9 protein-coding genes are annotated in these 14,288 nt (G+C 69.6%); 6 read left to right on the forward strand and 3 right to left on the reverse strand.

Translation table 11 applies throughout. The features are described 5' to 3' along the window. The first annotated feature begins 188 nt into the window (after window positions 1–188). From J5226_RS08265 to J5226_RS08285, 5 genes are all read left to right on the forward strand, one after another. Window positions 189–1,004, forward strand: coding sequence for a hypothetical protein (locus J5226_RS08265; protein WP_215839445.1), 816 nt, complete (start codon window positions 189–191; stop codon window positions 1,002–1,004). Between the two features lie 173 nt (window positions 1,005–1,177). Continuing rightward, window positions 1,178–2,050, forward strand: coding sequence for an NAD(P)-dependent oxidoreductase (locus tag J5226_RS08270; protein ID WP_215839446.1), 873 nt, complete (start codon window positions 1,178–1,180; stop codon window positions 2,048–2,050). Window positions 2,051–2,304: 254 nt separating this feature from the next. Further along, window positions 2,305–4,701, forward strand: coding sequence for a TonB-dependent receptor (locus tag J5226_RS08275; protein ID WP_215839447.1), 2,397 nt, complete (start codon window positions 2,305–2,307; stop codon window positions 4,699–4,701). 207 nt (window positions 4,702–4,908) lie between these two features. Continuing rightward, window positions 4,909–6,054, forward strand: coding sequence for a metallophosphoesterase (locus J5226_RS08280; protein WP_215839448.1), 1,146 nt, complete (start codon window positions 4,909–4,911; stop codon window positions 6,052–6,054). A 194-nt stretch (window positions 6,055–6,248) separates the two neighbouring features. Beyond that, window positions 6,249–6,770, forward strand: coding sequence for a hypothetical protein (locus J5226_RS08285; RefSeq protein WP_215839449.1), 522 nt, complete (start codon window positions 6,249–6,251; stop codon window positions 6,768–6,770). 28 nt (window positions 6,771–6,798) lie between these two features. Here J5226_RS08285 and J5226_RS08290 read toward each other — a convergent pair whose 3' ends face one another. Next, window positions 6,799–7,224 carry an OsmC family protein gene (locus J5226_RS08290; RefSeq protein ID WP_215839450.1) on the reverse strand — a complete coding sequence of 142 codons (426 nt, stop codon included), beginning with the start codon at window positions 7,222–7,224 and terminating at the stop codon, window positions 6,799–6,801. A gap of 437 nt (window positions 7,225–7,661) precedes the next feature. Between J5226_RS08290 and J5226_RS08295 the strand changes: the two genes are divergently transcribed. Then, window positions 7,662–8,816: a YncE family protein gene (locus J5226_RS08295; protein WP_215839451.1), complete on the forward strand. Its 1,155-nt coding sequence runs from the start codon at window positions 7,662–7,664 to the stop codon at window positions 8,814–8,816. A 49-nt stretch (window positions 8,817–8,865) separates the two neighbouring features. On the opposite strand, the gene J5226_RS08300 is transcribed toward J5226_RS08295, so the two are convergent. Continuing rightward, complete coding sequence (locus J5226_RS08300) at window positions 8,866–11,760, reverse strand: LysM peptidoglycan-binding domain-containing protein (RefSeq protein WP_215839452.1); 2,895 nt, start codon at window positions 11,758–11,760, stop codon at window positions 8,866–8,868. Between the two features lie 385 nt (window positions 11,761–12,145). After that, window positions 12,146–14,245 carry an NHL repeat-containing protein gene (locus tag J5226_RS08305; protein ID WP_215839453.1) on the reverse strand — a complete coding sequence of 700 codons (2,100 nt, stop codon included), beginning with the start codon at window positions 14,243–14,245 and terminating at the stop codon, window positions 12,146–12,148. Window positions 14,246–14,288 lie beyond the last annotated feature (43 nt).

Below are 14,288 nucleotides of genomic sequence, written 5' to 3' on the forward strand. Positions count from 1 at the left end.
CCGTTTTGCGTTCTCACCTATCGAGCCGCGCCCGCGCGGCGGCGGAAGGACGTCCCCTGTGGACGCGCCGTCCGCCGCGCGCCCACCGGCTTCCGACCGTCGCGCCCGCGGGCGTGGCCCTGCGCGCCTGTCGGCTTGGATCGCCGATTCCACCCATTCCGACTGGCACGACCCGACAGGTGACCCTCATGAGCCGAATCATTTACAACGGTGCGCCGAACAACCCGCACTGGAGCACCAACCAGCCGATGTTCACCCTCGCCCGCGCGCAGACGGGCCCGCTGGCGGTGCGGCAGATCGCCAACTTCGGCGCCAGCATGGCCGCCGCGGTGCTCGGACCGGATCTGATCATGCCCGGGCAGCAGGGCAACAACGTGCCCACCGCCGGCGGCGCGCCGTGGAATCAGCTGTTGGTGGGCGGGCCGCCGCTGGCCTTCGTCCAGGACATGACCTACCCGTGGATCCGCGGCCACCTCATCAACGGCCGCTGGGGCGGGCCGGGCAACACCTGGCAGAACCTGGTGCCGCTGACCGGCGTGGCCAACGCCAACCACGCCACCGTCGAGGGCTACATCGACAACTACCTGCGCGCTTGTTACCAGTACGAAATCGGCGGCCAGCGCACCTCGTGGTACGGCGTGTACTACTGCGTGCAGTCCTCGGTGAGTCCGTTCTCCGATCCGGCCATGACCAACGCGCAGAACCTGTATGCGTACGCGCCGGAGTTCATCCGCATCCTGTGGCGCGCGGTGAGCATCGTCAAACCGGTCAACGTCACGCCCGCGGTGGCGGCGGCCAACATCAACAACTACGCGGTCAATCCGGTGCCGGCGTTCCCGTTCGGATTCGTGTTGCCGGCGTTGCCGGCGGTGATGAACGGCACCGCGGTGCTGCCGGCGGCCGGCAACGTCGCCGGCGGCGCGGTGCTGGGCGCGTTGCCGGCCGGGTTCCCGGCGGCGCAGGCCAACGGGTTCGACGGCGGCATCGAAGTGCATCAAAGCTGAGCGGCGCGGGGCGGCGGCGCGGCGCGCGGATCGCGCCGCGTTCGCGCTCGTTCGCGCTCGTTCGCGTTCGTGAGCGCGTTCGAGCGCGTGTTCGAGCGCGGGTTCGCGCGGCGATCCGCGCCCGCCGCTAGACTGCCGGCGAACCGCCGCGCCGCGGCGGGGGAGCGTGCCGCATGAGCCTGCGCATCGCCGTACTCGGCGCCACCGGCGTTTACGGCCGGCATCTGCTGCCGCGGCTGGCCGCCGCCGGCCATCGCGTGCGCGCGCTGGTGCGCGACCCCGCCAATGCCGCCGCAGCCGCGGCCTGCGGCGCCGAACTCGCCCAAGCCGATGCGTTCGACCCGGCCGCCCTGCGCGCGGGGCTGGCCGGCTGCGAGCTGGCGATCAACCTCGCGACGAGCCTGCCGCGCCCCGACGCGCCCGGCGATTACGCCGCCAACGACCGCCTGCGCCGCGACGGCACGCCGATCTGGCTGCGCGCCTGCGCCGAGGCCGGCGTCGGCCGCGTGCTGCAGCAAAGCATCGCGATGATCCACGCCGGCGGCGGCGAGGCGTGGGCGGACGAAGACACCGAGCACCCCGTCGTCGACGCTGGCATCGCCGCCGACGCCATCGCTGCGGCGCGCGACATGGAAGCGGCGGTGCGCGCCTGCGGGTCGGATTGGGCGATCCTGCGCGGCGGCTTGTTCTACGGCCCGGGCACCGGCTTCGACGACGACTGGTTCGCGCGGGCGCGCGCCGGCCGCCTGCGCTTGCCGGGCGAGGGCGAGGACTACGTATCGCTGCTGCACGTGGCCGACATGGCCGCCGCCACCGTCGCCGCGATCGAACGCTGGCCCTCGCGGCGGGCGCTGATCGTCGCCGACGACCGCCCGGTGCGTTGGCGCGACTTGCTCGGCCACGTCTGCGCGCTGGCCGGCGCCGCGCCGCCCGCGCCCGGCGGGCGTTCGCTGATGCCCTCGTTCCGCGTCGGCAACCGCCGCGCGCGCGAAGCGCTGGCGTGGGCGCCGGCCTACCCGGACTATCGGGCCGGTCTGGCGCGCTGAGCGCGGCGCGCACCGGCTCGGCGCGCTGCGCATACGCGCCGGTTTAGCGCGCTGAGCGACCGCGCCGGAGCCGCCGCAGGGCCCGCTGTTTTGCCGCCGATCCGCGCCCGCCGGGCTCGGCACAGCGCCTGCCATGGATGTGCAACACAGGTGACATACCTTGCCGCGGCGCGGAGAATACCGCCCCCCACGCTGCCGGCCCCGCGCCAGCCGGCCGCATTCGCACTCCGGCGCCTCGAAAGGATCCCACCCCCATGTCCGTTGTTTCCGCCGCACGCCTGCCGCAGCGCAGCCGCGTCGCCGCCTCCCATTCCCGCCGTCCGCTCGCGAAGACCGCGCTGGCCAGCGCCTGCGCCAGCCTGCTGCTGCTCGGCGCCGCGCTGCCGGCCGCCGCCCAGGACGTGCCGGCGGCAGGCGCGCCGGCGACGGACGCCCGCGCCGCGCGCGCGGCGGAAGCCAACGCCACTCAGCTCGACGCCATCACCGTCACCGCCGAGCGCCGCGAGCAGAACCTGCAGGACGTGCCGGTCTCGGTCGGCGTGGTCCAGGGCGAAGCCGTGCGCGCCTTCGCCGCCGGCGGCGAAGACACCTTGCTGTCGCTGTCGGGCAAAGTCCCGAGCTTCTACGCCGAAACCACCACCGGCCGCATCTTCCCGCGCTTCTACATCCGCGGCCTGGGCAACATCGACTTCTACCTCGGCGCCTCGCAGCCGGTGTCGATCATCCAGGACGACGTCGTGCTCGAACACGTCGTGCTCAAGTCCAACCCGGTGTTCGACGTGGATCAGGTCGAAGTGCTGCGCGGCCCGCAGGGCTCGCTGTTCGGCCGCAACACCACCGCCGGCATCGTCAAGTTCGACACCATCAAGCCGAGCCAGGACTACTCCGGCCGCCTGGCCGCGAGCTACGGCAGCTACAACACCGTCTCGCTCGACGGCGGCATCGGCGGCCCGATCAACGACGTGCTGTCGTTCCGCGTCTCGGCCCTGTACCAGCACCGCGACGATTGGGTGGACAACACCTACACCGGCCCCAGCGCCGACGGCACCGTGTCGCCGAAGAAGGACGCGATGGGCGGCTACAACGACCGCAACCTGCGCGCCCAGTTCCTGCTGCAGCCGAGCGAGAACTTCTCGCTGCTGGCCTCGGCCCACGCCCGCGACTACGACGGCACCTCGACCCTGTTCCTGCGCAACGCGCTGACCCGCGGCTCCAACGAAGTGCGCGTGCCGCGCGACAAGGTCGCCTACGACGAAGCCGGCAACAACCCGCAGGCCTACAAGACCTACGGCGGTTCGGTGAAGGCCACCTGGCGCTTCAACGAGATGTCGCTGACCTCGATCACCGCCTACGAGACCACCTCGGGCTACAGCCGCGGCGACACCGACGGCGGCGCCGCGGCGAACTACCCGGTCGGCGGCGTGCCCAACGGCTTCGGCCAGTCGATGGGCCAGGTCCGCGACCTGGACCAGTACACCCAGGAAATCCGCCTCGCCAGCGAGAACGACAACCCGCTGCAGTGGCAGGTCGGCGCGTTCTACTTCGACGGCAGCGACACCACCGATTTCTACCAGCGCGCCTGGTTCCTCAAGGGCGCCGCGCACAACCCGAACAACTGGGTGCGCCTGCGCAACAGCAACACCTCGTGGGCGGCGTTCGGCCAGCTGAGCTACAAGTTCACCGATAAATTCACCGTCACCGCCGGCGTGCGCGAAACCCGCGACAGCAAGCACACCCGCTTGCTCAAGACCGCCGACACCGTCGCCGGCGTCTCGACCTACAAGGGCCGCCGCGACGTGAAGATGTCCGACACCACGCCCAGCTGGGACCTGAGCGCGATGTACGAGATCACCCCGCAGGTCAGCGTCTACGGCCGCGTCGCCCGCGGTTTCCGCGGCCCGACCATCCAGGGTCGCTCGGCGGTGTTCAACGCCGACTTCACCACCGCCGATTCGGAAACCATCCTGTCGTGGGAAGCCGGTGTGAAGTCGAGCCTGTTCGACAACCGCCTGCGCTTGAACGCCGCCGCGTTCACCTACACCGTCGACGACATCCAGCTCAACGGCAACGACTCCAACGGCAACGGCGTGCTGTTCAACGCCGACAAGGCCCGCGCCTACGGCCTGGAAGCCGACCTCGACTGGCGTCCGATCCCGAACCTGTCGATCACCGCCGGCGCCAGCTGGCTGCACAGCGAAATCCAGGACAAGCGCGTTTACGCCCAGGTCTGCGGCTTGAACGGCCAGGTGGTGTGCACGGTCAACGATCCGACCATCAAGGTCGGTTCCAACACCTTCGCCCAGATCGACGGCAACCCGCTGCCGAACGCGCCGAAGTACAACCTCAGCCTCGGCGCGCGCTACGACATCCCGGTCAGCGACGCCGGCGCGTTCTTCGTCGCCACCGACTGGAACAAGCAGGGCTACACCAGCTTCGTGCTGTACGACTCCAAGGAGTTCAACTCGCGCGGCAACTTCGAAGGCGGCCTGCGCGTGGGCTACACCGGCGGCTACGGCGCCTACGAAGTGGCGCTGTTCGCGCGTAACATCACCAACGAGAAGAACCTCAAGGGCGTGATCGAGAACTACATGGCGGCGGTGTACAACGAGCCGCGCGTGGTCGGCGTGTCGGTCAACCTCAACTGGCCGTGAGGTAACGCGGGGCCGGCGTGACGCCGGTCCCGTCGTCCGGCGCCGGTCCGCTGCGGCCGGCGTCCGCGATCCAGGGTTCGACCCGAACGGGGCTCTTCGGAGCCCCGTTTTCGTTGCCGCGCCGCGTTGCCGCCAAGCGCGATGCTTGCCCGCGCCGGCCGCAGGGGCCAAGCTCGCAGGCCGTCCGTCGTATCCGCGGGAGCCGCCTTGAACGCGTTCGCTTTTCGTCCCTGGACCTTGGCCCTGGCCTTGTACGCCGCCTGCTTCGGCGGCGCCTTCGCCGCCGAGCCCGCGGCGCCGCCGGTCGCGACCGAAGCCGCCGCGTTCGACGACGGCCCTTACATCCGATACGGCGACGGCGAACTCCTCGCGCGCTGGGTCTGCGCCGGCAAAGTCGTCGAACGCCGCTACCCGGCCAAGCATTGGCCGGTGCGGGTGCCGCCGCGCTGCGGCGTCGAACAGCCGATCCTGGTGCGCGCGCCGGCGCCGCCGCAGACCGATGCGCCGCCCGGCGCGGTCGCGCGCATCGCGGTGCTGTCGGACGTGCACGGCCAATACGATCTGCTGACCCGGCTGCTGCAGAACAATGGCGTGATCGGCCGCGATCTGCGCTGGCGCTACGGCCGCGGCCATCTGGTCGTGGTCGGCGACGTGTTCGACCGCGGTCCCAAGGTCAATCAGGCGCTGTGGCTGTTGTACGCGCTGGAACAGCAAGCGCGCGACGCCGGCGGCGCCGTGCATTACCTGATCGGCAATCACGAAACCATGGCGCTGGGCGGCGACCTGCGCTACGTCAACGCCGGCTACCAACGCAGCGCCGAGGCGCTCGGCGAAGGCTATCCGCAGCTGTACGGCCCCGACACCGTGCTCGGCCAATGGCTGCGCACGCGCCAGACCATCGCCCGGGTCGGCGACAGCGTGTTCGTGCACGGCGGCATCGCCCCGGACTACGTCGCCGGCGAGTTCGACACGCAGCGCAGCAACGCCGGCTATCGCGCCTCGCTGGGCACGCCGAAAGCGCAGTGGAAGGACGATCCGACTCTGCTGCCGCTCTACAACGGCAAGACCAGCCCGATCTGGTACCGCGGCTATTTCACCGACCCGGCGCTGGAGCAAGCGCAGGTCGACGCCATCGCCGCCAAGCTCGGCGTCGCCCGCATCGTCGTCGGCCACACCACGCACCACCACATCGCCAGCTATTTCGACGGCCGGGTGATCGGCGTGGACAGCGGCATCAAGAACGGCGAGAGCGGCGAGATCCTGCTGATCGAAAACGGCCGCTTCAGCCGCGGCACGCCCGACGGCGCGCGCCTGCCGCTGCTGCCCGGCGAGCGCTTGAAAGACGAAGACTGAATCGGATGAACTCCGCGCCGCGCGGGTTCTGCGCGCGCGTGCGCACAACGAGCGTGCGCGCCGTAACCCGCGCGGCGCGAACATGATCCGAGCCTGAGCGCGCGGCCAGGAACTGCAATCTGCCTTACGCATGCCTGCGTTATTCTCGCGCCGCTCGCGCTCACCGGCGCGTTCGCACGACAGGAGCGACAGGGATGAACAGGCGCAAGTCGGGTCGGGCCGCGATGGCGGCGAAAATGGCGGCGGTGGTGGCGGGTTTCGCGGGCGCGGCGCTGCCGGCCGCGGCCGGCGAATGGACGCCCAGCGGCCGTTACCAATACTTCAGCGAAACCGCGCTCGGCGGCGGGCAGGGCGCCAACGCCTGCCAGAACAACGCCGCGCCGCTGGCGTCCGGCGACTGCCGCGCCGATCCCGCCACCGGCTGGGCCGCCAACTTCACCGCCTCGATGGCCGCCGCCGATGCCGACGAAGCGGCCGCGACCTGCGCGCCCGGCTATCCGTCGGCCTGCCGCTACGCCGGCTACGCCATCGACGGCCGCGGCGTGGCCGCGGGCGAAACCTTCGATCCCGCGCGCGACCTGCCGCGGCCTTGCGTCGCCGGCACCTACGCGGTGAGCTACCTCATCGTCCGCCGCCCGGCCGAACACGCGCACGGCGCGGCGGGCGAGGGCGCGATCGACAGCGACTACGCCGCCGACGAGTTCAAATGCCGCTGAAGCGCTGAACCGGCGAGACGCGCCGGGTTCAGCTCTGCGCCGTTTCCAGCGCGGTGGCGATGCGCACCTCGCCGGTCAGCACCTTGTGGATCGGACAGGCGTTGGCGATTTGCAGCAGACGCTCGCGCTGTTCTTCGCTGAGTTCGCCGCGCAAGGTCACGCGGCGTTCGATGTCGGTGCCGGCGGCGGGTTTGCCGTCGGGATTGAAGCGCAGCGCCACCTCGACTTGCGCCAGCGGCCACTGTTTGCGTTCGGCGTACATGCGCACGGTGATCGCGGTGCAGGCGCCCAGACTCGACAACAGCAAGCGCTCGGGCGAGGGCGCGGTGTCGCCGCCGCCGATTTCGACCGGCTCGTCCGCATGCCAGCGGTGTTGGCCGTCGTCGACGAAGGTAACGACATAGGCCGCGGATTCGCTGCTGGCGTGAACGGTGGGGGGGGCGGCGGTGCTCATGCGGGATTCCTCGGGGCGGGGCGGGGGACGATGGCGTTGCGTCGACGACAGTAAGGCCGATTCTTTCGCGGCGACAGAGGGCGGGGCCGCATGCACCGTCCCATGCGGCGAACGCCGTGGCGAGCGGCGATGAGGTAGTCGTATCGCCGCATCGCCGTGAGCGGAAAACATCGGTCCCGAAGGCCTTCCCACACGACGGCTTGCGTCCTTCCCAGAACGTCATCCCCGCGAAAGCGGGGATCCAGAGACTTCAGCGCTCTGCTTCGGTGAAGCCCTGGATTCCCGCTTTCGCGAGAATGACGGCCGAAGAGGACGGCGCCCACAGCGGCAACCGCCGTCGCACTCGGGCGCCGCGCACCGCGCAAAGGTGACCTTCGACAGTGGAAGCCGCGCCGCCGCCGTGCCGATCATCGGGCGATCCCCTCGGAGAGCCGCCCATGCCGTTCAAACCGCTCGCGCTGATCCTCGCGTTGTCGCCGCTGTGCACCGCCGCGCAAACCGTCGGCGTGGCCATCGACGCCAAAGTGATCCTGCGCAACGGCGAAGGTGCGATTCCCGAGCGTCCCGCCGCCGATTCGGCCGCGTTCTTCCGCCTGGAAAACGGACAACTGCATAAGCTCGGCGAAGTGGCCGTGCCGACCAGCTACCTCGGCCCGCCGACCTCCATCGCGGTGTCGCCGCACGGCGATCTGGCGCTGGTGGCGTCCTCGTCCATCGTCGATCCCGCCGATCCGAAGCGCTACGCCGCCGACGACCGCTTATCGGTGGTGGATCTGTCGGGCAAGACGCCTAAAGTCGTGCAAACCCTCAAGCTCGGCGTGCGTCCTTCCTCGGTGCGCTTCGACCGCAGCGGCGCCACCGCGCTGGTCTCGTCCAATCCCGACAACGGCTTCGTCTATCTGGCGATCAACAACCGCCGCGCGCGCATCGCCGACAAACTCACGCTCGAACCGAACACCGGCCCGCTCTCGACCGCGTTCGCGCCCGACGGCCAACGCGTGCTGGTCGCGCAAGCCGACGCGCAGCGCGTATCGCTGTACGACTGGCGCAACGGCCGCATCGTCCAGCCGTCGATCCGCGACATGGCCGCCGGCGTCACCCCGTTCACCGTCGCCTACTGCGGCGCCGACCTCGCCGTCGTCGGCAACTTCGGCCGGCCCGACAGCGGCAACGGCGACATCGACACGGTGAGCCTGATCGATCTCAGCGGCGCCAAGCCGCGGGTGATCGACACCGTCGCGGTCGGCTCCGCGCCCGAGGACGTCGCCTGCGCGCCCGACGGCCGCTACGCCGCGGCCGCGGTGCAGAACATGAGCAACCGCCCGGCGAGCCACCCGTGGCATTCGCCGCACAGCCTGGTCGTGCTGCTGAAAATCGAAGACCGCCGCCTGCGCCGCGTCGATGCCGCGCCCATCGGCGCCTGGGCCGAAGGCGTGGCCTTCGGCGACGACGGCCGCACCGTGCTCGCGCAGAGCATCGACGACCGCGCGCTGCATGTGCTGAAGATCGAAGGCGACGCCTTGAAGCCCGCGGGCGCGCCGCTGGTGTTCGGCAACGGCGCGCCGGTGGCGATCAGCGTCGCCGGACGTTGAACGTTCGCGGCGGCGGCGCGCAGGCGCGCCGCCGCCGCGAAGCCGCGGATCACGCGTGCGGCAGATCCGCGATCCCGAAGTCGCGCACGATCGCGTCGATATGCCCGACCGTGCTCGCATTCGCGTACACCTTGGCCGGGAACCCGCCGGAGTTGATGTAAGTCTCCGGCCGGTACACCGTGGGATCGGCGCCGAGCTTGGACACGTCGCCGTCGAAATCGTCCAGCGTGTAGTGCAACTGATCGCGCAGGCGTTCGAGCTTGTCGGTCGGCATGCCGTTGACCCAATCGACGAATTTCTGCCGCTGGCCCGGATCGTCGAGCTTGTAGCCCTTGGACTCGGCGTAGCGGGTCAGCAACGGCACCGGGCTCCAGCCTTCGCCGCTCTGGTCGACCAGCGCCTTCGACGCGGCTTCGTTGAAGTCCGAATGCTTGAGGAAGGCGGCCGAGGTGTCGTTCATGTGGACGTTCGACTGGTCCACGCGGTCCTTGATCCCCAAGCCGATCGTAGCGATGGCGACCAGCGCGATGCCGACCGGGCCCGCCCAGCTGCCCGCACCGAGCGAGGCGGCGAAGCTGGTGCCCGACAGCGCCGCCATCGTGCCGCCGACGCCGCTGGCCAGATACAAACCGCCCTTGACCGGATCGCCGTTCTTCGACAGGAACTGCTCGCCGGCGTTGTAGTAATCGAAGCCCGCCGACAGATAGCCGAACACGCGGTCGGCGCGGCCCAGGCGGCCCGGATCGATGCTCACGCCGTTGAGCTTGTTGCCGGCGCCGAAGCGGCCCAGGGTCGAATCCTCGACCACCAGACCCAGACCCACCGCCAGCTCGGTGCCCTTCTGGCCCAGGCCCGCGGCATCGACGATGGCCTTGAGGTCGTTCTTGTTGATCTGCCCGTCCTGCGCCTTGCCCACCGAGTTGACGAAGCCGACCGTGGCGAAGCCGATGCCGACCATGCGCAGCAACTGGCCGGCCGGCTGGTTCTTCTCGAACGTCGGCTTGTAGCCTTCGGCGGTAAGGCGGTCGTCGATGTTGTTCATCGCATCGGCGTGGGTCTTGAGCTTGGCGACGATCTGCTCGGTGGTGTCGCCGGCCGCGGGCAGCGTGGTCTTGAGCTGATCGACCAGCTTGACGTAGTTCTGGTACTTGCTGCCTTCCACGTCCATGCCCAGCAGCTTGATCAGCGCCGGATTCTTGAGCTTTTCGATGGCTTGCTCGGCCTGACGGATGCTGGCGGCGTTGGCCGGATCGTAGCCGTGCGCGGCGGCGAGCACGTCGTTGCGGATGTAGGCGTTGACCACTTCCTTGCCGAGCTTGATGCCTTGCTCGCCGAGCTTGGCGTCGTACGCCAGACTTTGCATCAGACGCTTGCCCGCGCCGGTGTCGATGTATTCGGGATGCTTCTTCAGCGCCAGACTGATCGCGTAGTGCGACTTGGTGTCGGCCATGAGCCCGTCGATGATCTTCTGCGCCTCGCCCGCCTGACCGGGGCCGGCGGCGCGCAGCGATTCGATCTGATCGAGCAACTTCTGGCCTTCGCCGGCGACCTTGTTTTCCAGGTCGGCGACCTTCTTCTCCCAGTCCGGCCCCTTGGCCTTGGTGTAGTCCTTGATCGCCTGATCGAGCTGCGCCGGCGTCATCGAACCGCCGTGGTTGCTGATGAGCCACGTCAGCTCATCGGTTTCCTTGGCCAGCGCATCGACATCGCCCTTCACCGAGCCCGCGTACATCTGCACGCCCTGCGTCGCCGCGTCCATCACCCGGCTGCTGCCGCCGGCTTGCGCCACGGCGAGCAGCAAGTCGGGGCGCGCGCCTTCGGCCACGGCCATGTGCAACTGGGTCGCGTCGATCGGCAACTCGGCCAGCTTGTTCAAAGTCGAACCGGCCTGCGACGGCCCGCCGAGCTGACCGGCGATATGCACCAGCGAACGCGTGCCCTCGATGCCCAGGCGGATGCTGGCGCCGTCCTTCTCGGCGCGCGAGAAGAAATCCACCAGCGCATCGCCGCCGTGTTCGGCCAGCTTCTGCGCCAGCGCCGGGTCGGCGTTCTCGATCAGCTTCTCGAGCTTCTGCAAGCTCTCCATCGGCTTGGCGCTGGGGCCCATGCGCGCGTCGCGCCACGGCTCGCCCTTGAGCGGATCGGTGAACTCGGGGCCGATCTTGTCCTTCACCAACTTGTCCAGGCCCGGGCTCGACAACAACTGCGTGCGCGCTTCCGGGCTCAGCTTCGGCAACTGCGCGCTCAGCGCATCGACCGCACCCTTGGCGTTGGGCGCGTTGTTGGCCGCGGTCAGCGCGCCGTCGACTTCGGTATCGACCGCGAACTTGTCCACCGCGCTCTGCGCCGCGGCCTTGGCGGCCGGATCGTTGTCGAAACGCTTGACCACCTCGGCGCCGTACTGCTTGGCCGCGGCCGCGTCGAAGCTCTGACCCGGCGCATGCGGCTGCGCATCGTAGGCGGCGCGCACTTCGGCGGCGATGGCCTTGTTCAACTCGCCGCCGCTGTTGGTGACCAGCGTTTGATAACCGTCGCGGGTGCTCTGATACCCCTCGTCCTTGCGCGGCCCCTGGTAGTGCGAGGTGAACGCGGACAGGTTGTCGGCGGCGGTGAGGTGCTTGTCCATCGCCGCGTTGGTCGCGCCCTGCTCGGGCGTGGCGTTGGGCGCGGCCTTGGGCTCGGCGTGCTGCTTGATCGTCGGCACGATCAGCTGCTGATCCGGCTTGAGCGCGCCGACCTCGATGCCGTTGCGCTGCGCGATCTGTTCCGCGGTCACCGGCGCTTCGGGCGTGCTGTATTGCTTGGCGATGGACGACAGGCTCTCGCCGTCCTTGACTAGATGCAGTTGTTCCTGCGGCTCCGGCGGCGGCGGAGGAGGCGGCGTGGGCGCTTGTTGCGGGAAACGCAGATAAGCCGGGACGCCGTCGAGAGTCGGGAAGCCCATGTCGATGAGGAAGTTGGGGGGAGGCCGCGATTACAGCAACCGAGTGTCACACCCGATAGCTAGGGCGACTCCTGATATTCCTTGTCATCGATTTGCAACATCGCGCGAGAACAACACTTTGTAACGAGCTTGCACGCGATCGCGTTTCTGCTTCGGCCGTCGCGGATTCGCGACGCGCAGGACGCATCGCATCGAAGCGATTCACCACCCCCAGACCGCGCCGCCCCTTCCAATCCCGTCGTTTCAGCGAAAGCCAATCCCCGTCGTTTCGGCGAAGGCCAACCCCGTCATTCCAGCAAAAGCCAATCCCGTCATTCCGGCGAAAGCCGGAATCCATTTTGCTCTTGCTCTTGCGGCCCCAAGACCACCGCAAACCGCGCCCGCCTCACTCCACCCGAATCGCCAAATCGCGCCGCCCACCGGCCTCGTTGCCGCTGTAATCCCGCCCCACGATCCGCAGCGTGTAATCCCCCGCCGCCAACTCGTTGGGCAACCACAGCCCTTCATTGACCCGCCCGCCGCGCACCGTATTGCTGAGCACATAGCGAAAGCGCGTCACCGCGCTGCCGTGCACGGTGATGCCGCTGCCCGGCGCATAGATCGTCTGGGTCGTATCGTCCGGCGGCAAACGGTCGAACTCGATGTTCATGCGCGGCTGCTCGTAACCCGGCAGCGGCTTGCCCTGCGCATCGAGCCACTGATAACCGAGCGTATACAGCCCCAACCGCCGCCGCGGCAGATTGTCGTCCACCTGATCCCAACCTTCGGCGACGATCTGCAAGCCCGACAACGCCCGCGACACCCGCAAACGCCCGTCGCGCTTGTCCTTCAACGGCTGGCCGAGCGTATCGATCAACTCCACGCGCTCCATCCGCGGCGCCACATGATCGGCATAGCCGACGAAATTCAGCGCGATGGCGTTGCGCTCGTAGCCGGTCGGACCCAAGCTCAAATGCACGTGCGCCATCGCGTTGATCGTGCCCAGCGTATCGCCGACGGCGAAGCGTGTACCGCGGCGCACGCGCATGCGCGCCAGCTCGCCGTCGTCGCCGTAGACCGGCTTGAAGCGGTCGGTGTCGAGCAGTTCGCCGCGCGCGCTGCGGCCGACGCGCATGTGGATGTAGGCGAGCCGGCCGAGCTCGGCGCCTTCGCCGAGATTGCCGAAGCCCCACGAGGACACCGGCCCCGACACCTTGGCGTCGGCGATGGCCAACACCGCTTGGCCGATGTCGCCGCGGATATCCAGACCGCCGTGCAAATGATGGCGCGCCTCGCCGTTGCCGTCGCCGCGCACCTCGCCGAGCGTGCCGACCACTTCGTGCCAGGCGTCCTGCGGCTTCAGCGGCCAGCGGCCGGCGGTATCGGGCAACGGATCGGCGTCGGCCGGTCCGACCGGACCGTTGGCGAGCGGCGTCGCCGCCGGCGCGATGCGGTGCAGGCGATGGCTGGTCGCGTCGGTCGCGTACAGCGAACCGTCGCCGCTCAGCGCGAGCCCGCCCGGACGCGACAGGCGCTGGTCCTGGGTGTCGCCGCTGAGCACCGCCCACTGGCCGTCGCGGCGGATCTGCAAGGTCATGCCCGTCGCCTGATCGGCGACGTAAAACAAACCGTCGTGAGTGATCGCCAGCGCCGCCGGCCGCGCCAGCGGGCTCTGGCCTTCGGTCGTCGGCGCCAAGGCCAGCGTCGATACATCGCCGTCGGGCTCGACCCGTCGCAGCGCCTTGTTGCGCGTATCGGCGACCCACAACAGCCCTTGCGCATCCAGCGCCAGCGCGGTCGGCGTATCGAACTGCGCGATCGCCGCCGCGCCGTCGGCGAAGCCCGGCCGGCCGTTGCCGGCCAGCGTGCTCACCGTGCCGTCGGGTTCGATCACGCGGATGCGGTCGTTGTACGTATCGGCGACGAACACGCGCCCGCGCCGGCTCACCGCCACGCCCATCGGCCCGTCGAACTGCGCCTGCGCACCGGGGCCGTCGCGATAGCCGGGCGTGCCGTCGCCGGCCAGCGTGGTCACCGCGCCTTGCTTGGAAATCTTGCGGATCGCGTGATTGCCGGTGTCGGCGACGTACAGATTGCCATCGCCGTCCAAGGCCAAACCCGACGGCGTATCGAACGCGGCCGCCAAGCCGACGCCGTCGGCGAAGCCTTCCTTGGAACCGGCCACCGTCGCCACGCGGCCGTCGGGCGTCACCAAGCGAATGCGATTGTTGTCGCCGGCATCGCTGAGGTAGAGCGTGCCGTCGCCGGTGCGCACCAAGCCGTAAGGATCGTCGAAGCGCGCCTGCGTCGCCGGCCCGTTGCGCAAGCCGCGCACGCCGTCGCCGGCGATCCACTCCACCTGCGCGCTCCAGTCGTAAGGCGTCGGCGGCGGCGGAGCGGGCTTGAGCGCGAGCAGCGCGCCCGGTTTGGGCGGGAACACGAACGTCGCGGCGAGGGCGAGACCGGTGACGGCGACGGCGAGCAGGATCCAGGGCTTGCGGGACATGCGTTTCCTTGTGGCGCGCGCCGCCGGACAGCGGCGCGCGGCG

Origin of the sequence: Lysobacter sp. K5869, assembly GCF_018847975.1 — a bacterium.
Lineage (GTDB): Bacteria > Pseudomonadota > Gammaproteobacteria > Xanthomonadales > Xanthomonadaceae > Lysobacter.

Coding starts and splice junctions, on each gene's coding strand:
- J5226_RS08305 (WP_215839453.1), bottom strand. CDS start 14,245: ATGTCCCGCAAGCCCTGGATCCTGCTCGCCGTCGCCGTCACCGGTCTC.
- J5226_RS08275 (WP_215839447.1), top strand. CDS start 2,305: ATGTCCGTTGTTTCCGCCGCACGCCTGCCGCAGCGCAGCCGCGTCGCC.
- J5226_RS08300 (WP_215839452.1), bottom strand. CDS start 11,760: ATGGGCTTCCCGACTCTCGACGGCGTCCCGGCTTATCTGCGTTTCCCG.
- J5226_RS08290 (WP_215839450.1), bottom strand. CDS start 7,224: ATGAGCACCGCCGCCCCCCCCACCGTTCACGCCAGCAGCGAATCCGCG.
- J5226_RS08270 (WP_215839446.1), top strand. CDS start 1,178: ATGAGCCTGCGCATCGCCGTACTCGGCGCCACCGGCGTTTACGGCCGG.
- J5226_RS08265 (WP_215839445.1), top strand. CDS start 189: ATGAGCCGAATCATTTACAACGGTGCGCCGAACAACCCGCACTGGAGC.
- J5226_RS08285 (WP_215839449.1), top strand. CDS start 6,249: ATGAACAGGCGCAAGTCGGGTCGGGCCGCGATGGCGGCGAAAATGGCG.
- J5226_RS08295 (WP_215839451.1), top strand. CDS start 7,662: ATGCCGTTCAAACCGCTCGCGCTGATCCTCGCGTTGTCGCCGCTGTGC.